Source organism: Antrihabitans stalactiti (assembly GCF_012932915.1).
Taxonomy (GTDB): domain Bacteria; phylum Actinomycetota; class Actinomycetes; order Mycobacteriales; family Mycobacteriaceae; genus Antrihabitans; species Antrihabitans stalactiti.
Map to the genome: position 1 here is coordinate 422,620 of NZ_VCQU01000003.1, position 23,963 is coordinate 446,582.

General features: G+C 63.6%; 24 protein-coding genes. 17 read left to right on the forward strand and 7 right to left on the reverse strand.

Annotated elements, in window-relative coordinates:
• The first annotated feature begins 91 nt into the window (after positions 1-91).
• From FGL95_RS11080 to FGL95_RS11100, 5 genes are read left to right on the forward strand one after another with little or no spacing between them, the layout of a single operon-like run.
• A complete protein-coding gene (locus tag FGL95_RS11080) occupies positions 92-904 on the forward strand; it encodes a carbon-nitrogen hydrolase family protein (protein WP_169587058.1) in 813 nt (270 codons plus the stop codon).
• Positions 901-2,592 (forward strand): flavin monoamine oxidase family protein, encoded by a 1,692-nt coding sequence (locus FGL95_RS11085; protein ID WP_169586549.1) that lies wholly within the window; start codon positions 901-903, stop codon positions 2,590-2,592. Before FGL95_RS11080 ends, FGL95_RS11085 begins: the two co-directional genes overlap by 4 nt.
• Entirely contained in the window at positions 2,589-3,581 is a 993-nt protein-coding gene (locus FGL95_RS11090) for an FAD-dependent oxidoreductase (RefSeq protein ID WP_169586551.1), read from the forward strand. The genes FGL95_RS11085 and FGL95_RS11090 overlap by 4 nt, the downstream gene beginning before the upstream one ends.
• Positions 3,578-5,023: an amino acid permease gene (locus FGL95_RS11095; protein WP_169586553.1), complete on the forward strand. Its 1,446-nt coding sequence runs from the start codon at positions 3,578-3,580 to the stop codon at positions 5,021-5,023. The genes FGL95_RS11090 and FGL95_RS11095 overlap by 4 nt, the downstream gene beginning before the upstream one ends.
• Positions 5,020-5,952, forward strand: a complete 933-nt coding sequence (locus FGL95_RS11100; protein ID WP_169586555.1) for a universal stress protein — start codon at positions 5,020-5,022, stop codon at positions 5,950-5,952. The genes FGL95_RS11095 and FGL95_RS11100 overlap by 4 nt, the downstream gene beginning before the upstream one ends.
• Before the next feature lie 197 nt (positions 5,953-6,149).
• Here the strand turns inward: FGL95_RS11100 and speB are convergent, their stop codons facing one another.
• Together speB and FGL95_RS11110 are read right to left on the reverse strand one after the other, a co-directional pair.
• Positions 6,150-7,139 carry an agmatinase gene (gene speB / locus FGL95_RS11105; RefSeq protein ID WP_169586557.1) on the reverse strand — a complete coding sequence of 330 codons (990 nt, stop codon included), beginning with the start codon at positions 7,137-7,139 and terminating at the stop codon, positions 6,150-6,152.
• An 88-nt stretch (positions 7,140-7,227) separates the two neighbouring features.
• On the reverse strand, positions 7,228-7,995 hold the full coding sequence (locus tag FGL95_RS11110) for an SDR family oxidoreductase (RefSeq protein WP_169586559.1): 768 nt from the start codon (positions 7,993-7,995) through the stop codon (positions 7,228-7,230).
• Between the two features lie 144 nt (positions 7,996-8,139).
• Here FGL95_RS11110 and FGL95_RS11115 point away from each other — a divergent pair, with 144 nt between their 5' ends.
• Genes FGL95_RS11115 through FGL95_RS11130 form a run of 4 tightly spaced genes read left to right on the forward strand, consistent with a single transcriptional unit; the run spans position 8,140 to position 12,246 of the window.
• Positions 8,140-8,886: a class II aldolase/adducin family protein gene (locus tag FGL95_RS11115; protein WP_169586561.1), complete on the forward strand. Its 747-nt coding sequence runs from the start codon at positions 8,140-8,142 to the stop codon at positions 8,884-8,886.
• Positions 8,887-8,891: 5 nt separating this feature from the next.
• The gene (locus FGL95_RS11120; RefSeq protein ID WP_169586563.1) at positions 8,892-10,514 is read left to right on the forward strand and encodes a thiamine pyrophosphate-binding protein; all 1,623 of its coding nucleotides are present in this window, start codon (positions 8,892-8,894) and stop codon (positions 10,512-10,514) included.
• Positions 10,511-10,864, forward strand: coding sequence for a RidA family protein (locus FGL95_RS11125; RefSeq protein ID WP_169586565.1), 354 nt, complete (start codon positions 10,511-10,513; stop codon positions 10,862-10,864). The genes FGL95_RS11120 and FGL95_RS11125 overlap by 4 nt, the downstream gene beginning before the upstream one ends.
• Positions 10,865-10,899: 35 nt before the next feature.
• Complete coding sequence (locus FGL95_RS11130) at positions 10,900-12,246, forward strand: NAD-dependent succinate-semialdehyde dehydrogenase (protein ID WP_169586567.1); 1,347 nt, start codon at positions 10,900-10,902, stop codon at positions 12,244-12,246.
• Here the strand turns inward: FGL95_RS11130 and FGL95_RS11135 are convergent.
• Positions 12,243-12,911: an alpha/beta fold hydrolase gene (locus FGL95_RS11135; protein WP_169586569.1), complete on the reverse strand. Its 669-nt coding sequence runs from the start codon at positions 12,909-12,911 to the stop codon at positions 12,243-12,245. The genes FGL95_RS11130 and FGL95_RS11135 overlap by 4 nt on opposite strands.
• Before the next feature lie 54 nt (positions 12,912-12,965).
• On the opposite strand from FGL95_RS11135, the gene FGL95_RS11140 reads away from it, so the two are divergent.
• A complete protein-coding gene (locus FGL95_RS11140; protein WP_169586571.1) occupies positions 12,966-13,730 on the forward strand; it encodes an AraC family transcriptional regulator in 765 nt (254 codons plus the stop codon).
• On the opposite strand, the gene FGL95_RS11145 is transcribed toward FGL95_RS11140, so the two are convergent.
• Positions 13,727-14,344: a TetR family transcriptional regulator C-terminal domain-containing protein gene (locus FGL95_RS11145; RefSeq protein WP_169586573.1), complete on the reverse strand. Its 618-nt coding sequence runs from the start codon at positions 14,342-14,344 to the stop codon at positions 13,727-13,729. The two genes, FGL95_RS11140 and FGL95_RS11145, sit on opposite strands and share 4 nt — an antisense overlap.
• A gap of 4 nt (positions 14,345-14,348) precedes the next feature.
• Entirely contained in the window at positions 14,349-15,830 is a 1,482-nt protein-coding gene (locus tag FGL95_RS11150; RefSeq protein WP_169586575.1) for a sodium:solute symporter family protein, read from the reverse strand.
• Between the two features lie 134 nt (positions 15,831-15,964).
• Here FGL95_RS11150 and FGL95_RS11155 point away from each other — a divergent pair, with 134 nt between their 5' ends.
• Positions 15,965-16,855 (forward strand): LysR family transcriptional regulator, encoded by an 891-nt coding sequence (locus FGL95_RS11155; protein ID WP_169586577.1) that lies wholly within the window; start codon positions 15,965-15,967, stop codon positions 16,853-16,855.
• A 95-nt stretch (positions 16,856-16,950) separates the two neighbouring features.
• Positions 16,951-17,805: a metal-dependent hydrolase gene (locus tag FGL95_RS11160; protein WP_338079814.1), complete on the forward strand. Its 855-nt coding sequence runs from the start codon at positions 16,951-16,953 to the stop codon at positions 17,803-17,805.
• Between the two features lie 9 nt (positions 17,806-17,814).
• On the opposite strand, the gene FGL95_RS11165 is transcribed toward FGL95_RS11160, so the two are convergent.
• Complete coding sequence (locus FGL95_RS11165) at positions 17,815-18,222, reverse strand: DUF4440 domain-containing protein (protein WP_206071729.1); 408 nt, start codon at positions 18,220-18,222, stop codon at positions 17,815-17,817.
• A 115-nt stretch (positions 18,223-18,337) separates the two neighbouring features.
• Between FGL95_RS11165 and FGL95_RS11170 the strand changes: the two genes are divergently transcribed.
• The 3 genes from FGL95_RS11170 (at position 18,338) to FGL95_RS11180 (ending at position 20,966) form a co-directional block, all read left to right on the forward strand.
• Positions 18,338-19,045: a DsbA family oxidoreductase gene (locus tag FGL95_RS11170; protein ID WP_169586581.1), complete on the forward strand. Its 708-nt coding sequence runs from the start codon at positions 18,338-18,340 to the stop codon at positions 19,043-19,045.
• Positions 19,046-19,065: 20 nt separating this feature from the next.
• Complete coding sequence (locus FGL95_RS11175) at positions 19,066-19,614, forward strand: TetR family transcriptional regulator (RefSeq protein ID WP_169586583.1); 549 nt, start codon at positions 19,066-19,068, stop codon at positions 19,612-19,614.
• A gap of 101 nt (positions 19,615-19,715) precedes the next feature.
• On the forward strand, positions 19,716-20,966 hold the full coding sequence (locus FGL95_RS11180; RefSeq protein WP_240962952.1) for a lipase family protein: 1,251 nt from the start codon (positions 19,716-19,718) through the stop codon (positions 20,964-20,966).
• A 22-nt stretch (positions 20,967-20,988) separates the two neighbouring features.
• Here the strand turns inward: FGL95_RS11180 and FGL95_RS11185 are convergent, their stop codons facing one another.
• The gene (locus FGL95_RS11185) at positions 20,989-22,131 is read right to left on the reverse strand and encodes an acyl-CoA dehydrogenase family protein (RefSeq protein ID WP_169586587.1); all 1,143 of its coding nucleotides are present in this window, start codon (positions 22,129-22,131) and stop codon (positions 20,989-20,991) included.
• 99 nt (positions 22,132-22,230) lie between these two features.
• Between FGL95_RS11185 and FGL95_RS11190 the strand changes: the two genes are divergently transcribed.
• The gene (locus FGL95_RS11190; protein WP_169586589.1) at positions 22,231-22,812 is read left to right on the forward strand and encodes a TetR/AcrR family transcriptional regulator; all 582 of its coding nucleotides are present in this window, start codon (positions 22,231-22,233) and stop codon (positions 22,810-22,812) included.
• Entirely contained in the window at positions 22,809-23,906 is a 1,098-nt protein-coding gene (locus FGL95_RS11195; protein WP_169586591.1) for an NADH:flavin oxidoreductase/NADH oxidase, read from the forward strand. Before FGL95_RS11190 ends, FGL95_RS11195 begins: the two co-directional genes overlap by 4 nt.
• Positions 23,907-23,963: the final 57 nt, after the last annotated feature.

Consider the following 23,963-nt stretch of genomic DNA (forward strand, 5'->3'; position numbering starts at 1 on the left):
AAACCAGACTGATCTTCGCTCACGCGGAGGTCGAAAGTTCGAGGATTGCAGTGCGTTCAGCACACGCCCACCGACGATGGGCACAGCCGTGATGCGAGCGGCGCTTTACCAAGGGCCCGGCACTCCGGGCGACGTATCCGACAATGTGGCCGCGATTGCCGTAGCCGCCGCGAGAGCGGCGGAGGCCGGCGCCCACTTGCTCGTCACCCCCGAGATGTCCGCGACTGGTTACAACATCGGCGCCCTGTCTGCGCAACGTGCCGAACCAGCGCGCGGTGCGTTGTTCGACGCGGTCGCACAGATTGCCCGAAGGCACGGGATTGCAATCGTGTACGGCTATCCCGAGGCGGCTGACGGTGGGAATTACAACACCGTGCAAGTGGTGGGGCCGCGGGGTGAAAGCCTTGCGAGCCATCGCAAGACCCACCTCTACGGTGACCTCGACCGCGGCCTGTTCATCGAGGGTCACACCTTGGTGTCGCAGTTCGAGTTCCGCGGACTCACGTGCGGCCTCGCGATTTGCTACGACATCGAGTTTCCGGAGGTCGCCCGCGCACATGCCGTGGCAGGCACCGATGTGCTGATCGTGCCGACCGGGCTCATGGCGCCGTTCGAGGTCGTCAGCAAGGTTCTGGTTCCGGCGCGAGCCTACGAGAACCAGCTCTACGTCGCATACGTGAACCGCTGCGACGTCGAGGCAGATCTGCGTTACTGCGGGCTCACCTGCGCGATCAGTCCGGACGGAGCCGACATCGCGCGCGCGGACGGTGCCGAGGACCTGCTGGTCGTCGACTTCGATCCCGCAGCTCTCGCAACGGGGCGAGCCATCAACACCCACCTACCAGACCGCCGGCAAGACCTGTACGGCTCTGTGTCACAGGAAGATTCAAGGAGCATCACATGACGGTCCCGATCGGGCCCGAGGGCATTCACGACACAGCGGGCGCCCCACCGCTGACCATGTTCGGACCCGACTTCCCCTTCGCCTACGACGATTACGTCCGCGACTCGCGGGGCATCGGTTCGGTGCCGCCCGAGGCGTACGGCAAGCGCGTCGCCGTTATCGGCGGCGGCCTCTCCGGCATGCTCGTCGCTCGGGAACTTCTGCGGATGGGTCTGCAGCCGGTCGTGTACGAGGCCGATCAGATCGGCGGCCGGATGCGGTCGGTGACTTTCGACGGACATCCCGGAATCACCGCGGAAATGGGGTCGATGCGCTTCCCACCGTCGTCGACGACGCTGTTCCATTACCTCGACGAGATGGGCTTGCAGACGAGCCCGTTCCCCAATCCACTGGCCGACGCGACGGCCAGCACTGTCGTGGATCTCAAGGGCGAGAAGCACTTTGCCCGGTCGATTGCCGATCTGCCCGACATCTATTCGGAGGTCGCGCAGGCCTGGGCACGGACCCTCGAAGACCATGCCGAGGCCCAGGCGCTCGGCGACGCGATTCGCAAGCGCGACGTCGCGCAGATCCGGGAGATCTGGGGCGAACTCGTCAAGCGGTACGACGATGAAACGTTCTACGGCTTTCTGTGCAAGTCCGATGCGTTCGCGCAGTTCTCGCTGCGCGAAATCTTCGGCCAGGTGGGTTTCGGTACCGGCGGTTGGGATACCGATTTCCCGAACTCCATCCTCGAAATCCTTCGCGTGGTGTGCACCGCGGCCGACGACCATCACCGTGGCATCGTCGGTGGCTCGCAACAACTTCCGATGCGGCTCTGGAGCACGCCCGTCGAGGGTGCCGCGCACTGGCCGGCCGGTACGTCGGTGCAGTCACTGCATGACGGGGGAGTGCATCGGCCCCGCGTCGTCGAATTGCGCCGGACCCATCCGGACAACTTCACCATCACCGATCAGTCGGGACGGATCGACACGTTCCCTGCGGCGGTCTTCACCGGCCAGGGCTGGATGCTGCTGAACACGATTCGGTCCGACGAGCGACTTATTCCGATCGACCATTGGACCGCCATCGAACGCACGCACTACATGGGTTCGTCGAAGGTGTTCGTGCTGGTCGACCGCCCGTTCTGGAAGGACATCGATCCGGCCACCGGACGCGAGGTCATGAGCATGACGTTGACCGACCGGATGAGCCGCGGCACGTACTTGCTCGACTTCGGTGACGACAAGCCAGGCCTCATCTGTTTGTCCTACACCTGGGCGGACGATTCGCTGAAGCTGTTGCCGCTCAGTCCGGCCGAGCGGATGGACTTGATGCTCAAGTCGCTGCGCGAGATCTATCCCGATGTCGATATCCGCAAGCACATCATCGCCTCGCCGGTCACGCTGTCGTGGGAGACCGAGCGCGACTTCATGGGTGCGTTCAAAGCCAACCTGCCCGGTCACTACCGCTACCAGCGTCGCTTGTTCACGCATTTCAAGCAGGACAACCTCGCTCCGGAATACCGTGGATTCTTCATGGCGGGCGACGACGTGTCGTGGACGGCAGGCTGGGCCGAGGGCGCAGTGCAGACCGCGTTGAATGCCGTCTGGGGCGTGATGAATCACTTCGGTGGTCGCACCGCCGAGGGCAACCCCGGACCTGGCGACGTATTCGACGACATCGCACCGATCGAGCTCGGCTCATGACGAACGAGGTCGTGGTTATCGGAGCCGGCGTCATAGGGCTGTCGTCCGCGCTGGAGTTGGTCCGGGCGGGCAAGCGCGTCACCGTGATCGCGGATCGCAAACCCGCAGAGACTGTTTCGGCCGTCGCTGCGGCAATCTGGGAACCGTACGACGCATTTCCGCGCGACATGGTCTTGCGCTGGTCGCTCGACGCGCTGACGACCTTCAACGAACTCGCCGCAGACCCCAGCACCGGCGTCCACCTACGCGAAGGCGTGAATCTGCAACGTGAGGCCGACAAGCACGCGTGGTGGGCAGGCGGTGTGGTCGCGGCGCGGCCAGCGTCGCCTGACGAGTTGCCGGACGGCGCCATTTCCGGCGAGGTCTGCACGCTTCCGGTCATCACGATGCCGGTCTACCTCGAATGGCTGCTGCAACGGTGCTCGGAAAGCGGCGTGACGTTCGAGTGGCGTTCGTTGGCGTCGCTCGACGAGGTCGGGCACGGGGATTGCCCGATCGTGGTTGCCGCCGGGCTCCGGGCGGGTGAGCTGGTCGCGGGCGAGAAGTTGGTCCCGGTTCGCGGTCAGATCGTGCGGCTCGCCAATCCCGGGTTGACGCGTTGGTACATCGACGAAGACAACCCGTCGGGCACGACGTACATCATTCCGCGGGTCGACGATGTGATCTGCGGCGGCACGAACGAGCCAGGGGTGACGGTGGCCGATGCGGATCCCGTTGTGGCGGAGGCTATTTTGGCCCGTGCACGTCGGCTCGAGCCGATGCTCGAGCAGGCCGAGGTCCTCGCCGATGTGGTCGGGTTCAGGCCCGGCAGAGAGTCGGTCCGCTTGGATGCGACCGAATATTCCGATCGTCGCGTCGTGCATTGCTACGGGCACGGCGGCGCGGGTGTCACCACTTCGTGGGGCGCTGCGCGCGATGTTGTCCGACTCGTGGATGGCAAACCTATTGAAAACTCAGATAGCAGCAACTTTTCGAGGAGCACGACATGACGTCGTTGGCCCAGCAAGTATTTCGACGCAAGCCTGTCGGTCAGATGGAAGACGAGACCGGCGCCGACACCGGCAAGAGCGAACTCGCTCGGACTATCGGCTTGGCGCAGTTGTCGATGTTCGGCATCGGCGCCACCATAGGCACCGGCATCTTCTTCATTCTGTCGCAAGCGGTGCCGGTGGCAGGTCCGTCGGTGATCATTTCGTTTGTGATCGCCGGCGTCGTCGCGGGCCTCACTGCAATCTGTTATGCCGAAATGGCCGGCGCAGTGCCGGTTTCGGGATCTTCGTACTCGTACGCGTACGCGACCATGGGGGAAGTGGTCGCAGTCGGGGTCGGCGCGTGTCTGCTGCTCGAGTACGGCGTTTCCGCGGCGGCCGTCTCTGTCGGTTGGTCGCAATATCTCAATCAGTTGCTGAACAACATATTCGGATTCCAGATACCCGAAGCACTGTCTCAAGCACCCGAGCAGGGTGGGGTGATCAACCTTCCTGCGGTCGTCCTCGTCTGCCTGTGTGGCTTCCTCCTGATCCGTGGCGCGAGTGAGTCTGCAAAGACGAACGCAGTGATGGTGATGATCAAGCTCGGAATCCTCGGCATGTTCGTCGTCATCGGCATAACCGGTTGGAACAGTGACCATTTCTCGAACTTTGCTCCGGCCGGCCTCACCGGAATCACGTCGGCGGCAGGCATCATCTTCTTCTCCTACATCGGACTCGACGCTGTCTCGACGGCCGGCGAGGAAGTGAAGGATCCGCACAAGAACATGCCGCGGGCGATCCTGATAGCGCTCGTCGCGGTGACTACCATCTACATCGCTGTCGTTGCCGTCGCGCTCGGTGCCCAGTCGACCGACAAGTTCGAAGGTCAGGAAGCCGGCCTCTCCGCGATCCTCGAAGATATCGTCGGATCGACTTGGCCGGGAACGGTTCTCGCAGCTGGTGCCGTGATTTCGATCTTCAGCGTCACGCTCGTCGTCATCTACGGACAGACCCGCATCCTGTTCGCCATGTCGCGCGACGGGATCATTCCGGCCGTGTTCCACAAGGTGAATCCCCGTACGCTGACACCCGTCCCGAACACGATCATCGTCTGCATTGTCATCAGCGTGCTTGCCGGCTTTGTTCCGATCAACTTCCTCGCCGAGATGACCAGCATCGGCACCTTGGTTGCATTCCTAGTCGTGTCGATCGGCGTAATCATCTTGCGCCGTACTGCGCCGAATCTCCCACGAAGCTTCAAGGTCCCCGGGTATCCGATCACCCCGATCCTCGCGATCGCGGGCTGCATCTGGATCATCCAGGACCTTCGGATCGTCACCATCTGGGTCTTCATCATCTGGGTGTCGGTTGCAATGCTCTGGTATTTCGCCTACGGCATGAAGCACTCGCATCTCGGCCGAGGCGAGAAGGCCGGGCTGATCGCGAAAGAACAGTCATGACCCTCGTCGTCGGCTACGCCGCAGACGGAAGAAGTGCGGCGACAATACATCTGGCGGCTCTGCTCGCCAGGTCGCTCCACGAACCTGTGGTGGTCGCTGCCGTCGTGCCCGCCGCCCCGTTGCCGAGCATGGCTCGGGTAGACGAGGAGTATCGGGAGTACACGCGCGCCGAGGCCGAGCATGCGCTCGCCCAGGCACGCAAGGTCATGCCCGACGATATCGACGCGACTTATGTTGTCCAGGAAGCGCGTTCGTCGTCCTCTGGTCTGCTCGCGTTGGCAGAGAAACACGACGCCAGCCTCATTGTGCTCGGCTCGTCGTCGGCAGGCGTCTTCGGTCACGTTGCTCTCGGCAGCGTCACCTCGCGGCTGCTGTACAGCTCCCCGATACCGGTTGCGCTGGCGCCCAGAGGGTTCCGCATCCGTGCCGGAGATGTGGTCACACGCGTGACGGCCGCATACGACGGGTCCGCGCATCAGGATGAGCTGGTCCTCGCGGCAGCTGCTGTCGCTGCCAGTGTTGGAGCGTCACTTCGACTGTCGGCCTTCGCCGTTCGAGTTCCCGCCGCGTACACCACGCGGTTGGGCACGGAAGGCGACGCACCGATCGAGGCCGAGTGGACGGCAGCCGTCGAACGCGAAACCGCGGCCGCGTTGAAGCGGGTCGCGGCGCTACCCGAGGTCCCGGACACGGTCGAGTCGGTCATCGGCTACGGCCGAACCTGGGCCGAGGCGCTCGACGACGTCGAATGGTTACCCAACGACGTCCTCACCATCGGCTCGAGCTCCGCCGGTCCGATAGCGCGCGTGTTCCTCGGCTCCCGCGCAGCAAAGATCGTCCGCCACTCGCCCGTCCCCGTTGTCGTGGTGCCTCGGTCCGCAGCCGAGCGGATCGTCGACGAGGCCGAACGTGAAGTCGTCGCCGACTGACGCTTCCACACGAAAGGGGTGCGGCTCCATGAGCCGCACCCCTTTTCGGGCCAGGTCCCCTCAGCCACAGCTCGTTCAGCCGCACCCGCTTTCGGGATCCGCACCCGGCGTTGGGAGTTCGCGTGACGAAGGGGCTGTTACGCAGCCTCCCTCTCGGGCGATGCTTGCGTAACAGCCCCTTCGGCGAGGGTTTGGACCTACTTCGAGACGAGACCTGCGTACCAGGATACGAATTCGTAGGCGAGGTGAGAGGCCGCGACGCTGGTGATTTCGGCGTGGTCGTAGGCGGGAGCGACCTCGACGACGTCGGCGCCGACCAGGTTCAAATGCCGCAGGCCACGGAGGATCTCCAGCAACTCGCGACTCGTCATGCCGCCGGCTTCGGGGGTGCCGGTGCCGGGTGCGTGGGCGGGGTCGAGGACGTCGATGTCGATGGAGACGTACAACGGGCGATTTCCGATTCGTTCGCGGAGCGCGTCGACGATCTCGTCGACACCGCGGCGGAAGACGTCGGCGGAGGTGTAGATGCCGAAGCCGAACCGGCGGTCGTCTTCGAGGTCCTTCTTGCCGTAGAGCGGACCGCGGGTGCCGACGTGCGCGAGGGCTTCGGTATCGACGATGCCTTCCTCGACTGCGCGACGGAACGGCGTGCCGTGGGTGTACTCGGCGCCGAAGTAAGTGTCCCAGGTATCGAGGTGAGCGTCGAAGTGCAGCAACGCAACCGGGCCGTGCACCGACGCGACGGACCGCAACAAGGGCAGCGCGATGGTGTGGTCGCCGCCGATGGTGACGAGCTTCGTGCCGGCCTTGGCGAATTCGCCCGAGGCGCCTTCCAGGGTCTCGATGGCTTCGTTGATGTTGAACGGGTTCAGTGCGACGTCGCCGGCGTCGGCAACCTGCATCGCGGCGAATGGCGAGATGTCGACTGCCGGGTTGTACGGGCGCAGAAGGCGACTCGCTTCGCGAATCGCCGACGGACCGAACCGGGCGCCCGGCCGGTAGGAGACGCCACTGTCGAACGGGACACCGAGGACGGCTACGTCGGCCGACTCGACTTCGCCGAGCATCGGGAGGCGGGCGAACGTTGCGGGACCGGCGAACCGTGGCACCAACGAGGAGTCGATGGGGCCGACGCGGCCGCCCTCCGTGATCCTTGGAATCTGGATCGATGCCCGACCGTTGCTCATGCCTATCTCCGCTTCTGACCTTGCTGTTGGGATGAAATCTCTTGCCTCACACCTTAGCACGTAAATAGATCAGATGGTATATAAAAATCTACCAGGCGACGGCGCCGGCTCGGTCGAAGAACTGCCCAGTCGGACCGTCGTTGTCGAGCAACGCCATCTCGACGACGATCGCGGCGGCGTCAGCGGCCCTCGTCGGTGCCGCGGCGCGATTGGCCGGACCGCCCAGGTCGGTCTGGACCCAGCCGGGGCAGATCGAATTGACCTTGATCGCGCTCTCTGCCAAGGCTTTCGAGAGTGCAATGGTCAGACCGTTCAACGCGGCCTTGGACATCTGATACGCCGGCACGACCTGACCGTAGTAAGGCGAGGTCGGGTCGGACTGATCTGCCAGCGAACCCATCGTGCTGGACACGTTGACGATGCGGCCGGCTGTAGATTTGTGGAGCAGCGGCAAGAAGTACTTCGTCGTCGTGACGGCGCCAAGCACGTTGGTGTCGAACGTCTTACGAAATGCGTTCAGGTCGAGGGGCCAATCGATATTCGGTCTTGTCACCTCGGGCAAGATCCCCGCATTGTTGACGAGAATGTCGACTCGGCCGTATCGGGACGCTACGTAATCGGCGGCGTGCTCGACGCTCGTCTCGGACGTGACGTCGAGCGCCACGGCGTGCGCGTACACGCCTTCGCGCCGCAATTGTGCGGCGGCGCATTCGCCTCGAACGCGGTCCCGGGCTCCGATCAGCACCGTCACGTCGGCTTGTCCAAGCAGCCGCGCGGTCGCCAGACCGAGTCCGCGATTACCGCCTGTGATCATGGCGATTTTCGTCGAAGGGTGAATGTCAGCAGTCGAAGTCATGCTCGAAGCCTGGTCGTGGACGCTGTCGATTGCTGGCGGTATTCGGACGCCTGCTTCTCTGAAATCTTCTGGCTCACACTCTGGTGCTTAAATAAATCACCTGATATATTTAAAGCCTTCCGCGAACGCCCGAGGGGATACTCGATGACTGTATTGACGCTCGACGCCACGGTAACGGCGGAGGCCGAGCTGCGTCGCGAGCTGGCCGCCGTGTACCGGCTTCTTGCACATTTCAAGATGACCGATCTCATTTTCACCCATGTGTCCGTTCGGATCCCGGGGCCGGAGCATCACGTCCTCATCAACCCCTACGGGCTGTTGTTCGAGGAGATCACGGCGTCGAACCTCGTGAAGATCGGCCTCGACGGGGAACTCGTCGAGCCGTCCGAATACGTAGTCAACCCCGCAGGATTCGTCATCCATGGCGCGATTCACGCCGCCCGCGAGGACGCGCAATGCGTGCTGCACACCCATACGAAGGCCGGCTGTGCCGTGGCCGCAACAGAACACGGCCTGCTGCCGGCGAACCAGATTTCGATGGAGTTCTACCGCCGCGTCGGCTACCACGACTACGAGGGCATCGCGCTGAACATGGCGGAGCGCGAACGCATCGTCACCGACCTCGACAAGCACCCTGCGCTGATCCTGCGCAACCATGGACTGCTGACCGTCGGCGAGACCCCGGCGCAGGCATTCTTGCGAATGTTCTATCTCGACAAGGCATGTGAAATTCAGATCGCTGCGCAAGCTGCTGGCGAATTGCGGCTGCCGAGCAATGAGGTCGCCGAGTACACCGCAGGCCAATTCGCCGCCGACGACGACGGCTACGACCTAGCTTGGGCCGCGTTGCTGCGGCTCCTCGATCGCACTCAACCCGACTACAAGAAGTGAACTCCATGACTCGCAACGGTGGCGACCTCGTCGTCGAAACTCTCGAAAAACTCGGTTACGAAAAGGTTTTCGGTATTCCGGGTCAGCACGCGCTCGGACTGTTCGACGCGCTGACGCGTAGCAGGCTCGAATTCGTCAGCTCGCGGATCGAGAACAACGCCGCTTTCGCTGCAGACGGCTATGCGCGCACCAGCGGCCAGCCCGCAGCGCTCTTCGTATCGACGGGGCCGGGTGCGCTCACCGCACTTGCTGGACTTCAGGAGGCCTACGCCACCTCGGTTCCGATGGTCGTCGTGTCCAGTCAGGTGCCGCGAGTGGGATTGGGCGGCAAGCGAACCGGTCACCTGCATCAACTCGACGATCAGACGCTCGCTGCCCGCAATGTCGTGAAGTCGACGACGCTGATCCAGCAGAGCGCTGAAATTCCGTCGGCCATCGCACGAGCGCACAGCGAGGCGGTCTCGCACCCGCAGGGACCGGTGTGGATCGAGATTCCGCAGGACATTCTGCTGGACGACACCACCGTGCCGCCGGTCGTCGACGTGCAGACCAACGTCGTCCCGGTAGCCGCGAGGACGGAGTTGCTCGATGCAGCCGCGGCCGCGCTCGACGCTGCCACGCGAACCGTCATCATCGCCGGCGGCGGCGTGCGTCGCTCCGGTGCCGAGGCTGAACTGCTGGCACTCGCCGAGGCATTGCGCGCGCCGGTCGTGACGAGCCCGGGCGGCAAGGGCGCGTTTCCGTGGACCCATCCGTTGTCGATGCAGTCGTGGATCGAGGACCAATACACGACCGACGTGCTCGAGAGCGCCGACATCGTCGTCGCCATCGGAACGGCAATCGGTGAAGTCACGAGCAATTACTTCACGATGCGACCGCAGGGATTGCTCATCCACATCGACGCGGAATGCCGGGTCTTGGAGTCCCACCTGCCCGCGCTGGCCATCCACGCCGACGCACGTGATGCGCTGGCCGGACTCGTCAAGCGGGTGCAGGCGCGCACGGCGGACGGGGTCGCCGAGCGGGAAACCCGGGAGCTGCTCGACAAAGTGAGCGCTCGACTCGACAGCCAGGACCTCGCCAAGGAACGGGGAATCCTCGCTGCGATCCGCGAAGGTGTTCCGGATGACGCAACGACGTTCTGGGACATGACAATTGCAGGTTACTGGGCGTGGTCGTGCTGGGATGCGCGCAGCGGACAGTTCCATTCCGCCCAGGGGGCGGGAGGCATAGGGTGGGGCTATGGCGCCGCATTGGGTGGCGCCGCGGCAGGCAACGGTCGCGTCCTGGCGGTCAGCGGTGACGGCGGGGCGATGTACTCGATCGCAGAACTTGCCGTGGCGCGTCAGCACAACCTGCCCGTCACGTGGCTCATCGTCGACGATGGCGGCTACGGAATTCTGCGTGAGTACATGAATGCGACCTTCGGCAAGGCGACCGCCACGGAACTGTCCCGACCAGATTTCGTTGCCCTCGCTGAATCCTTTGCGGTCCCGGCGCAATATACGACGCCTGCAGAACTGGCGGACGTGCTCGCGACCAGCTGGATCGCCGACGGACCGAATGTCGTTGTCCTGCAAGAAACATTGGCGATGTTCGCCCCCACCCACCTGGAGAATCTCGAATGACCTACGTGAACCGGAAATCCTCCGTCGGCTCGTTCAGTTACGCGCGCCAGGTCGGCCCGTTCGTGCAGGTTTCCGGGCAGCTCGGGTTGACCGATGGAGCCACCACTATCGGCGAACAGACCACAGCATCGCTCCGGAGCGTCGAAGCGATTCTGGCTTCGGCCGGGTTGGGCTGGTCGGACGTGTTGACGGTGCGGGTCCACCTGACGTCCGACGACCTGTTCGACGAATTCGACGCCGCATACGCGGCGATCGTCCCCGAGCCGTTCCCCGCGCGAGTTACCGTCTCGTCGGGGCTGGCGCCAGGAGCGCTCGTCGAGATCGACGCACTCGCCGTGATCGCGCAGTAGTGACACCTCATCCCAAAATCCAAAAGGAGTAACAAATGACCGAATACGCCGTCACCGATCCAGCTACCGGTGAGGTCGTTGCCGAATACCCGACTGCGACGGACGCGGAGGTTGCTGCGGCGATCACCGCTGCCGCTGAGACGGCGCGGACGTGGCCGCGCACCTCGACCGTCGCGGACCGCGCGGCCTTGATTCGCCGGGTCGCCGAACTGCACACCGAGCGACGCGACCAACTCGCGGACGTCATCGTCCGGGAGATGGGCAAACCGCGCGAAGAGGCACTCGGCGAGGTCGACTTCTGCGTTGCAATCTACGAGTACTACGCCGACAACGCCGAGGCGTTTCTTGCAGACGAGTCGATCACGCTGCTGGGCGGTCAGGGCAGCGCCGTGGTCAAGCGCGGACCGATCGGCGTGCTCCTCGGCATCATGCCGTGGAACTTCCCGTACTACCAGGTCGCCCGGTTCGCGGGCCCGAACCTGGTCGTAGGCAACACGATTCTGCTCAAGCACGCGCCGCAGTGTCCCGAGTCGGCTGAGCTGCTCGCGCTGCTGTTCCTCGAGGCCGGATTCCCACAAGGCGCCTACATCGACATCCGCGCGACCAACGACCAGGCCGCCACGATCATCGCCGACCCGCGAGTGGCCGCGGTGTCGCTCACCGGTTCCGAGCGTGCCGGTGCCGCGGTCGCCGAGATCGCCGGCCGCAACCTCAAGAAATGCGTCCTCGAGCTCGGCGGGTCCGATCCGTTCATCGTGCTCTCGTCCGACGACCTGGACGCGACCGTCGATGCCGCCGCCGCGGCTCGCCTCGACAACACCGGTCAGGCCTGTAACGCCGCCAAGCGCTTCATCGTCGCCGACGACCTGTACGACGCATTCGTCGAGAAGTTCACCGCACGCCTCGTCGGGGCAGGCGACGGCATTGCGCCGTTGTCGTCGGTCCGTGCTGCGGAGGGTTTGGAAGCGCAAGTTGCAGCCGCGGTCGCGAACGGCGCAACGGTGACGTCGGCCGGTGAGCGGAAGGGAGCCTTCTTCCCGCCGGCGGTCCTGACCGGCGTGACGTCGGACAATCCCGCCTACCAGCAGGAATTCTTCGGCCCGGTCGCGACCGTGTACCGCGCCGAATCCGAAGACGAAGCAATCGCCATCGCCAACGACACACCGTTCGGCCTCGGTTCGTACGTCTTCACCACCGACGCCGATCAGGCTGCGCGCGTTGCGGATCGCATCGACGCCGGCATGGTGTTCGTCAACGGCGTGGGCGCCGAGGGCGCGGAGTTGCCGTTCGGCGGTATCAAGCGGTCCGGCTTCGGACGTGAGCTCGGCAAGTACGGCATCGAGGAGTTCGTCAACAAGAAACTGATCCGCACTGTCGGCTAAGCGTCACGCAGGAGTAGATCAGCGACGGCATCCGGAGCCTCGTGGGTTACGTCGTGGCCGGTTGGGAGTTCGTGGACGGCCCAACCGGGATCGGCGGCAAGTCGGGTCCGGACGTCGGCGAACGGCGTGCCGTCCCAACCGGAGCAAAAGACGAACTCGCGGCGAGGGACCTCGTCCACCGCGCCCGTGAGCTGGATTTCCTGCATGAACGAGGCGAGTGGATGGGGACGGGTTCGCGGGTCCAGGTGACCGGGAGGTTGGACGGCGTAGCCGGTAGTTGCCGCGCCGTCGACGAACCTTTGCCGGTACTGGTCGGTCGTCGACGACCAGCATGATTCGCCGTTGAGCGGAACACAGGCATCGAGATGGACCAGGCGTTCGACCCGGCCACGCGCGCGGTCGGCGGCCGCGGCGATCACCATCCCGCCGTAGCTGTGGCCGACCAGGGTCGCACTGGTGAGGCGAGCGCGGTCGAGGTGTCGCAGAACGTCGTCGGCGTGGGTGTCGAGGTTGGCTGTGGCGACCGTTGCCTGGTCGTCATCGGGCCGTAAACCTTTGAGGGTCAACGCAGTAACGGTGTGACCGGCACGTTCCAGAAGTGGGACCACCTCTTCGAAATACCAAGAGCCGTGCCAACCGCCGGGGACGAGTACGAAATGTGCCATGCCTCCACTGTCACCCGGCACGGTCGTGGCTGACTACCGATAGAATGCCTATACATGCCCGCTCGCCGCCAAGCACCGGTGACGTCCCACATTTGGGCATCTGGTGGACGGCATCTCTGGCCATCGGGTGAAGCAAGCGCGTTGCAGTCGCACGAGCGAGGGCACCTGGTCTATGCCGCGAGCGGCGTCTTGGCAGTGCACACCGAGCGCGGAACGTCGATCGTTCCCGCCAACCGAATCGCCTGGACCCCAGCAAGATTCGCTCACCACCATCGCGCACACGGCGACACCGACATGCGCATCGTCTTTCTCGCGCCTTCGCTGGCACGTCTTGTGCCAGCTCATCCCACCGTGTTTCTGGCTACCGACCTGGCCCGCGAAGTTCTTCTCGCCCTCACTGGTCCGCGCAACTCGGACTACGACCAGAGCGCGCGCTCCCGCCTGTCTCGCGTACTCGTCGGCGAACTTCGCGAGGCACAGGAACAGCCCCTCCAGCTGCCCGAGCCGCACGACGATCGGCTGCAAGCGCTCGCGCAGTTGCTGTACGAAAACCCCGGAGACAACACGTCTTTGGCCGAACACGGCAGGCACATCGGAGCCAGCGCCCGTACCCTGAGCAGGCTGTTTCACGACGAGCTCGGCATGACCTTCTACGAGTGGCGCACGCAATTGCGCATCTATCACGCGCTCGTTCTCCTCGCCGAGGGTCGCGACGCCACTCAGACCGCTTTCGCTTGCGGATGGGCAAACCCGAGCCACTTCATCGCTGCGTTCACTGCAATCATCGGCACGACACCAGGGCGTTACCGCACGAACTAACCGGTCACCACACCTACACGCTGAACGGCGATGTCGACGAAGCGCGGGATCGCATCTTTGGCGCGAATCGCGCGCATGACAACAGGATCGAGGATCGACTGCATTGCCAATCCGTCTGTGAGTGCGACGAGCTGCATGGTCACCGCATCGGGATCGAGATCGGCCGAAACCGAGCCTTCCGCCTGAGCGGCGACGACGGTATCGCGAACGACGCTCCGCCATCGAGCGAGAAAGCCGGTGATCTCGGCACGCGCCTTCTCTTCGGCTGCGCCTTCGGCGTAGAAGAACAGGTAGATGCGCGTCATCGCCAGCCGCCGCTTGCCGAGCGGCAGGACGCTGGCGGTGATCTTGTACAGCTTGTCGAGTGCCGGCAGGTCGGCGTCGTCGAGGATCGAGCGGTACTGCTCGCCCTGGATGTCGCCTGCCCGGCGCAATGCTGCGAGGAGGAGATCGTGCCGAGAGTCGAAGTAGTGGTTCAGAACTCCGGTCGACCAGCCGCTCTCGTCGGCGACGCCCCGGGTGGTGACGGCGGCGACGCCGTCGCGCGCGAGAAGCGCCAACGCGGCGTCTGCCAGCACGCGTCGGCGCTCCTCGTGATCAACGATCTTCGGCACGTGGTCAGGCTATCGCGACCGGCACCGGTGCGGCCTCGGACTCCGGCTCTGGCTTGCCCGACGAACGCGCGATCCAGATGGCCATGATGTTGGCTGGTGTCCGTGGCGTGACCAGGCTGACCGCAACGAAGGCGATCAGAGCTGCGATAAGGCCAACGTAGACAGGCTCATTCGCGAGAACGTCGCCGACGTACCACATCGTGGCAAGGGTACCCACGGTGCCGACTGCCATCGCTGCCATCGCTCCAGCGCCGGTCGCGCGCTTCCAGAAGAGCCCGCCGATGATCGGGACCAGGAGTCCGCCGACCAGGATGTCGTACGCGATCGTGAGAGCCGACACGATGTCGTTGATGAGTGCGGCGAGAACGATGCTGACGAGTCCGATGGCGATCACGAACAGGCGGTTGCCGCGAACGTCGTGCTCAGGGTTGCCGGTGTCGAGCTCGGGACGCTTACGGCCGACCATCTGAGCGAGCAGCGGCAGAACATCTTGGCGTGCAACGGTTGCCGTGGCAATCAGTGCTCCGGACGCGGTCGACATCATCGCGGCGACGGCGGCTGCGAGGACGATTCCGCTCAGTCCGACCGGCAGCACATGCAGTGCGACATCGGCATAGACGTCGTCCTTGGCGGTGATGTCAGGGATCAGAGCAGAAGCAGCAAGGCCGATGAGCGCGCCAGCAACGCCGTAGAGCAAGCAATACACGCCGGCGGCGACGCCACCCCAGCGAGCGACCTCAGGAGACTTCGCCGTGAATACGCGCTGCCAGATGTCCTGGCCGATAAGCAGTCCCAAGGTGTAGACGACGAAGAACGTGATGATCGTGCCGGTGCCGATGGTGCCGAGGCTGAAGGCGGCGTCGCCGACGCGCTCCTTGATGCCGTCGTAACCGCCTGCCTTGGCCCAGGTGAAGGGGAGGAGCAGGAAGAAGATGCCGATGGTCTTGATGACGAACTGGACGACGTCGGTGAGCGTGATCGACCACATGCCGCCCATTGCGGAGTAGGCGACGACGATAAGGCCACCGAGAATCACGGAAAGCGTGCGGTCGAACCCGAAGAGAACGTTGAAGATGGTCGCGTACGCGATGGTGGAGGTGACGGTGAGCATGAGGGTGTACGCCATCATGACGATGCCGGACGCGCCGGTGGCGTCGATTCCGTAGCGCAACTTCAGCATTCCCGACACGGTGTACACCTTGAGCCGCTGGATGCGTGAGGCGAAGAGCACGCTCAGCAGCAGTACGCCACAGGCGATGGAAACGACGAGCCACATTCCGGAAATGCCGTACTTGTAGCCGAGGCCGACCCCGCCGACCGTCGACGCGCCGCCGATCACGACGGCCGCCATCGTGCTGGTGTAGAGGACTCCACCGAGACGACGGCCCGCGACCAGGTATTCGCTCGAATTCTTGGCGCGCCGTTTGCCCCACCAGCCGAAGGCCAGCATGGCGCCTAGGTAGATCAGGATTATGGAGATGTCCATCGGGGAGGTCCTTCGCTTATCGAGTGCGGTGACTTCGACCATAGAAGACGATTGACGTGTTTTAAATCACCTGATACAAATAATCACATCAGAAATTTCTGAAGTAATGGCGTGATCTTGGTGAAGGACCTCAGATGCGAACCTCCTTGCCCGATCTCAAGCTCCTCCAGATATTCGCCTGCGTAGTCCGCCATCAAGGGTTCGCGCCCGCGCAGCAAGAGCTGGGTCTGTCGGCGTCGGCGATCAGTACTTACATGAGCCAGCTCGAACGTCATCTGGGACTTGTGCTGTGCCATCGAGGCCGTGCGGGGTTCAGTCTCACCGCGAAAGGCGAGCTGTACCACAAGGAATGCCTGCGGATCATGGGTGAGCTCGAAGGCTTCGAACGGTACGGCGCCGCGCTGCAAGGGGAGCTGCGAGGAACGCTCACCATCGGAGTGCTCGACTCGACGGTCACCGACACGACGCTGCCACTCGCCGCAGTGATCGGGGAGTTCGTCAAGGACCATCCAGGCGTCTACCTGGACCTCACCATCCAGACTCCGCACGAGCTGCAGGTCGGCGTACTCGACGACCGCATCGATCTCGCGATCGGCGCATTCGCCTCACCGATGGCCGGACTGCTGTCTCACGCGCTGCATCGCGAGCAGCACTGGCTCTATTGCAGCGACAAGCACCCGCTGTTCTCGAGCAATCGGGTCCTGCCGGATGTGATCACCCAGCAGCGCATGGTCACCAGGGGTTACTGGAGTGAGGCGGAACTCGCGCGTCAAGGCTTCACGCAACGGCAGGCGACGGTCGAGAACATGGAGGCGCAGCTCATGCTCGTCCTCTCCGGCGGCTACATCGGTTACCTGCCCGAGCACTACGCGCAGCACTGGGTTGATCAGGGGCGGTTGCGGCCGCTGCTTCCGGCGTCGTTCGGCTATCAAGCGCCGTTCTCGCTGATCTATCGCCGGGGTCGCGCTCGCGAGCCGTTGGTCCTCACCTTCCGTGAGCTGGTCCGTACCGCCGTCGACAGCTGATATTTGCTGCACGACTTTGCCAGTTGTCAATGGCACAGTAATGAGCCATGCTTGTTGTTGTTCGTCAGTCTTCGCCCGCAGAAGAGGAGATCACCGTGAATGCTCAGCCGATTCCGCAGCGTGTGGTGAAGACGAGGCGCATCGCGTTCTCGTATCCCTCGGGTGGCTTGAATCAGCATTACGTACAAGGCGACCTCGTCATGAGTCACGCCGTCGCGGTCCTCTCGGCGATGTTTCCCGAGGGTGAGGATTTCTTCGTCCGCGCGGTGAAGCACTACGCCGACAGAGTCACCGATCCCCAGCTGAAGGCGCAGGTGAAAGGCTTCATCGGGCAGGAGATCACGCACGGCCGCGAGCATCGTGCGCTCAACGATCGGCTGCGGGCGATGGGGTATCCGACCAGGCTGGTCGACCGATTCACGCATTGGCTGATGATCCGTACGGACCGGATCGTCCCGAAACGCTTTCAGTTGGCAGTCACTGCCGCGCTCGAGCACTACACCGCCACCGTCGCCGAACGTCTGCTCACCAGCCCTGAGGCGCAGGAGTTGCTGGGCGAGAACGAGGTTCGGTCGATGCTGCTCTGGCATGCGTTGGAGGAGTCGGAACACAAAGCCGTCGCGTTCGAGGTCTATCGGCACACCGGCGGTAGTGAACGGCTACGGATCGTGACGATGTATGTGGTGAACCTGCTGTTCTTCCCGATCGTCGTCGGATTCACGGCGCTCTCGCTCCTGGGCGACCGCGCGACTTACAATCCTGTGCGGCTGATCCGAAGTCTTGCGGCACTACGGCATTCGCCGTTTCTGGCTCGCGTCGTCATCGAGCATCTGCGCGCCTACAACCACAGTGGCTTCCATCCGGACGACTTCGACGCCTCCGAGTTACTCGATCGCTGGCGTACCGAATTGTTCGGTGAACAGGGTGTTCTCGCCGACCACCTCAAGTAGGCGAAAGATTCAGACCGTGATGGGCGTGTTCTGTGCAGCAGCGAGCCACCATTCGCCGTCTTGCTCGATGAGGACGTACAGCGCCATTTCGGAGAAACCATCGGGGTCCAAGGCTTGTCGGCGAATGTGCGCGATGACGACATGGGGTGCGGGTGACTGCGCCCTGACGACCTCGAATCGCGACGCCGGCGCGACACCGGCTTTCATGAGTCGATGATGGATGGCGTTGAGCTCGTCATAGCGGACGAGCGTGGCGCCTTTGGGACTGCCCCACATGACATCTGCGGCGAACCAGCTGTCGTAGACATCCGCGTCACGCGACTCGCCGCCCTTCTGCAGTTGCTTGGCTAGGGCGGTCGCCTCGATATCCGCGCGACCGGCGCGTGCAGGCTCGTGAAGTGTGGGACGTGGTTTCATGACTTCACCGTAAAAGCTAAACAAAGGTTGATGTCAATCAGTCAGCCTCACCTGAGGTCGTCTCCCGCGGAGGCGGAATCGATACCGCACTCGAGTTGTTGAAATTAGAATGAGTATGAAGGTCGAGATCTGGTCCGATGTGGTGTGCCCGTGGTGCTACGTGGGTAAGCGGCGTTTCGAAAAAGCGCTGTCCCGGTTCGAGCATCGTGACGACATCGAACTCGTCTGGCGCAGTTTCGAATTGGATCCGAACTCGCCGCCGAGTGCAGCACAACCGGGCAACCATGCCGAACGGCTCGCCGCGAAGTACGGCGTCTCCGTCGCCGACGCGAAGGCCATGAACGACCGGCTCACCGCCACGGCGGCGCAGGAAGGTCTCGACTTCCGTTTCGATCTCGCGCGTCCCGGGAACACGTTCGATGCGCATCGCCTGCTGCATCTCGCGTTGGAGCATGGACTCCAGGACACGCTCAAGGAGCGTTTGGATCGTGGCACCTTCACCGAAGGCCTGGCGACGTCGGACCATTCCGAATTACGTGAGCTCGCAATCGAAGTCGGGCTTGATGCGGCCGAGGTGGACGCAGTACTCGAAGGTGACAAGTACTCGGACGCGGTCCGCGCCGACGAGCAGCAGGCTCGTGCATACGGCATCAGGGGCGTGCCGTTCTTCGTCATCGACGAAAAGTATGGCGTATCCGGCGCACAGCCGGCCGAGGTCGTGTTGCAGGCCCTGGATCAGGCTTGGTCGGAGCGTGCGCCGTTGACGCTCGTGACCTCCAGCGGTGACGCACCGAATTGCGAAGGTGACTCCTGCGCCATCTGACCGGTGCGGATAATTGAGCCGTGCGGTCGCGGAGGAAGATCCTGGACGCCACGCTCGAGTTGATCGGCAGCGTGGGGTTCGACGGGGTCAATATCGCCTCGGCAGCACAGGCGGCGGGTGTGTCGCGCCAGACCGTGTACGCGAACTTCGGTTCACGCGAGGAACTGGTTTCGCAGGCGATGTCAGGTGTCACGATCGAGGTGCTCGGTCGGATCAATGAAAGGCTGGAGTCGACAACAACTCCCGTCGAGTACGTCATCGAGCTCATTGTCGAAGGCCGCAGCGCCGTGCGGGCCAATCCGGTTCTGGCAACCCTCCTCAACGCCGGGCGCGGCAACCCCTTGTTCGACACCGACATGATGGCGCGGGCGAAACCGGTTGCGCGAGAGTTACTTTCTCCTCTCGTTGCCCGCGATTCCAGTATTGAGTCCAAGCTGGAGGACCTCATCGAGGTCTCGCTTCGCCTCGGATTGTCGGTGATTCTGTTCGATGACGAGGCGGTCCACACCGACGACGACCTTCGCCGCTTCCTCACCCGCTGGCTGGAACCAGCGATGCGCAAAACTTGACACTTTTGTCGTGGGGTGTCTAGTTTTGACCGCGCCCGCAATGCGATCTGGAGGTCACGGCCATTCCGCACGCCATGAAACGCCACACGGTCCTAGCGGCTATGGTTCTCTGCGCACTCATCGCGGGCACCCGTCCGGCAGTCGCAGAACCTGACTTCTACGTTCCCCCTGCGCAGATCGCACCGGGCCCAGGGGCGATCGTTCGCACACAACCAATGCCGCTGTTTGCCACGGTCCCCGGAATCGCAGGCAACTGGCCGGGTACGGCGCAACTCGTGATGTACACGTCGCAGTTGCAAGACGGTTCGCCGACCGCTGTGACCGGCACGTTCATCGACGCGACTCGACCATGGCAAGGCAACGGACCTCGCCCGACGGTCGTCATCGCACCGGGCACAGTGGGTCAGGGTGACCAGTGTGCGGCCTCGCGTGCCTTCGCCCTCGGACTCAACATCACCACCGCCCCATTCTCGTTGTCCGCCAACCAGGAAGCCCTTTCGGCAAATGTGTGGAGCGCACTGGGTGCGCGGGTTTTCGTCACCGACTATGTCGGCCTCGGCACTCCCGGAGTGCACACGTACGTCAACCGAATCGAGGAGGCCCACGCGGTGCTTGACGCCGCGCGCGCCGCAAATGCCCTCAGCGGCAGCGGCTCCGACACGCCGATCGCATTGTGGGGATACTCCCAAGGGGGCGGCGCAACGGCCGCTGCGGCCGAACTCCAGCCCTCCTATGCGCCGGAGTTGAATCTGAAAGGCACCTGGGCTGGTGCGCCGCCTGCAAACTTGCTCGACACCCTCGCGGCGATCGACGGCAACCTTATCGGCGGCGCAATTGGGTTCGCTATCAACGGTTTTGTCGCGCGTTATCCCGAGTTGCAGAAGCCGCTAGAGGAACGCATGTCTCCCGCAGGGCGAGCAATGCTGGCCACCCTTGCCACGGAATGCATCGGCGACGTCATCACCAACCAGCCGTTTCTCGAAACGAGCACCTTCACCAATGACGGCCGTTCGTTGCTCGACAACCTCTCGGCGATCCCGGAGGCCATTCCGATCTTCGATCGGCAGCGCATCGGAAACCTGACTCCGACGAGCCCTGTGCTGATCACGAGCGGCCGGAACGACGACACGGTTCCCTACGGGCAAGCCCGCCAACTCGCGGTCGACTGGTGTGCCAACGGCGCGGACGTCACGTTTCGCACCAACGAGCTACCCCCGATCTTGCCCGGGGCGACCCTTCCGAATCATTTCGGTCCCGAACTGATCGACGGCTACGGCACCAACAACGCGGTGTCCTATGTTCTGGACCGCTTGAACGGTGTGCCGATCGCGAGCGGATGCACTCTGAGCTGAGGCGCCCGGCGAAATGGACCGGCTACTTACCGGCCAGCGATCGTGCGATGACGAGGCGCTGAATCTGATTGGTGCCCTCGAAGATCTGGGTGATTTTCGCTTCCCGCATGTACCGCTCGACGCGGAAATCGCGTGTGTAGCCGTAGCCGCCCAGCACCTGCACGGCGTCGGTGGTGACCTTCATTGCGGCGTCGGTCGCGACCAGTTTGGCGACCGAGGCGTTGCGTGAGTACGGCAGGCCCGCGTCGCGTCGGCGTGCGGCGTCCAGGTAGGTGGCGCGGGCCGAATCGACCGCAGCGGCCATGTCGGCGAGCAGGAAGCCGAGGCCCTGGTGGTCGATGATCTTGCGGCCGAACGTGGACCGTTCTTTCGAGTACTCGACGGCGTCGTCGAGCGCTGCCTGCGCAATGCCGACCGCGACTGCGGCGATGCCGAGACGGCCGGAATCGAGTGCGCTGAAGGCAATTTGGAGCCCCTGCCCCTCGGTGCCGAGTAGTCGCTCCGATGGAACGAATGCATTGTCGTAGTACGCAGAGGTCGTGGGGACCGCGTGCAGGCCCATCTTCTCTTCGGGCTTACCGAAGCTGAGGCCATCGGTGTCTTTCGGAACGAGGAAGCACGAGATCCCGCGCGAGCCCTCGCCGGTGCGGGCGAAAAGATTGTAGAAATCGGCGATGCCACCGTGGGTGATCCATGCCTTGGACCCGGTGACGCTGTACCCGCCGTCGGTCGGCGTTGCTTTGCACGTCAGCGCGGCGGCGTCGGAACCGGCCTGCGGTTCGGAAAGGCTGTAGGCGCCGATCGTGTTGCCGCCCAGCATGTCCGGCAGCCAACGCTGTTTCTGTTCGTCGGTACCGAAAATCATCATCGGGTGGCATGCGAGGGTGTGCACGCTTACCGCAACGGCGACCGCCGCCCAGCGTGCCGCGAGTTCTTCGAGGACCTGCAAGTACACCTCGTACGGCTGGCCCCCGCCGCCGAACTCCTCGGGATACGCAAGGCTCAGCAGTCCTGCCTCGCCGAGCGTGGCGAACACGCCTTCGGGGTAGGTCTCCGACTTTTCGTGCTCGTCCACGATAGGCGTCAGAACTTTGTCGGCGACGTCGCGCGTGAGCTGAATCAGCTCACGGGCTTCCGGCGTCGGCAGCAAGCGTTCGACGACCATGTGGTTCTCCTTCGGCACTACTGGTGATGATACTGCGGTACCTGAAATAGTACTGCCGCAGAAACAGTACTGCAACCAATCGTTCAGTACTATTCGGATATGTCAACACTTGCGTCGCAATTCGGTACTCGACGACGTGCCGAACTCTTCGACACTTTGGTCGACCTGTTTCTCGCGGAGGGGTTCGCGCATCTGACTCTCGACGAGATCGCCGCGAGGCTGCGTTGTTCCAAGTCGACCCTCTACACGCTGGCTGGCAGCAAAGAGCAGTTGGTCCAGGCGGCGACCGTGCATTTCTTCCGCAACGCGGCCCTCGAGGTCGAGCAGCGAATCGCCGACGTCGCTGAACCGAGGGAGCGCATCACCGCCTATCTCTCGGCGGTCGGTGCCGTTCTCAGCGGTGTCAGTGATCAGTTCATGGCGGACCTCGACGATTTCCCACCCGCCAGGGAGGTCTACGAACGAAACACCGAGATCGCGGCGGGCCGAGTGCAGGAACTGATCACCGACGGCGTTGCCCATGGCGTTTTCCGCGATGTGCACGCGGCGTTCGCTGCCGATCTCGCTACGACGATGATGGTGCGAATCCAGCAGCGCGCTGTGCGTAAGAGGACGGGTCTCGACGACGCGCAGTCCTATCGTGAGCTCGCTGCTATCCTCACGTCAGGAATCAGCGCATGACGGATTCGCCGATGTTGTTCGAGCCCATGCGATTTCGAGACCTGACGCTGCGGAACCGGATCTGGCTCGCGCCGATGTGCCAATACTCGGTGCCCGAGGAAGACGGCGTCCCGACCGACTGGCATCTGGTGCACCTGGGGTCACGTGCAGCGGGCGGCTATGGATTGATCATGACGGAAGCGTCGGCCGTGGTCCCCGAAGGCCGGATCAGCCTCCAGGACGCTGGAATCTGGAACGACCGACAAGCCACGGCGTGGCAGCGAATTGTCGAGTTCATCCACTCACAAGGATCCGCAGCCGGAGTGCAATTGGCGCACGCTGGCCGAAAAGCGTCCGCGCACAGAGGATTTCCGGGCGAGAAGGTCGGACCGTTAACCGAGTCGGAAGGCGCTTGGCAGACCGTCGGTCCGTCCGAGGTCCCTTTCGAGGGGATGCCCGCACCCCGAGCGCTGACAGTCGAGGAACTCCGAGGAGTCGTCGACGCGTTCGGCGAGGCTGCCGGTCGCGCTGACGCAGCCGGGTTCGACCTTGTGGAGATCCATGCTGCCCACGGCTACCTGCTGCACGAGTTTCTCTCGCCGCTGTCCAATGTGCGCACCGATGAGTACGGCGGTGACTTCGATGGCCGCACCCGACTGCTCCGTGAAGTGGTCGCGGGCGTGCGTGCTGCGTTGCCGGCCGAGAAACCGCTGTTCGTCCGCTTGTCCGGCACCGACTGGACCGACGGTGGATGGGATATCGAACAGACCGTACACCTGGCTCGTGTGCTCGCGGAGCTGGGCGTCGACTTGATCGATATGTCCAGTGGCGGAAACGTTGTGGCGCACATCCCCGTCGGTCCCGAGTATCAGGTACCGCTCGCGCGAGCCGTTCGGAAGGACGGCGTCGTAGCGGTTTCGGCGGTGGGTCTGATCGACGATCCTGCTCAGGCGGAGGCCATTCTGCAACGCGGTGACGCCGATGCGATCTTCATCGCGCGCGCGGCTTTGCGCGAACCTGCCTGGCCGCTGCGAGCCGCCGCCGAGCTGGGCGTGCCGTGGCGCGATGCTCCCTATCCGCCGCAATACACACGCGGGAAGTGGGCCGACGAGTAGTTGGGGCTAGTTCGTCTTGCTATGAGCCGGATCACAGGAATAAGCGCTTGCTTATGA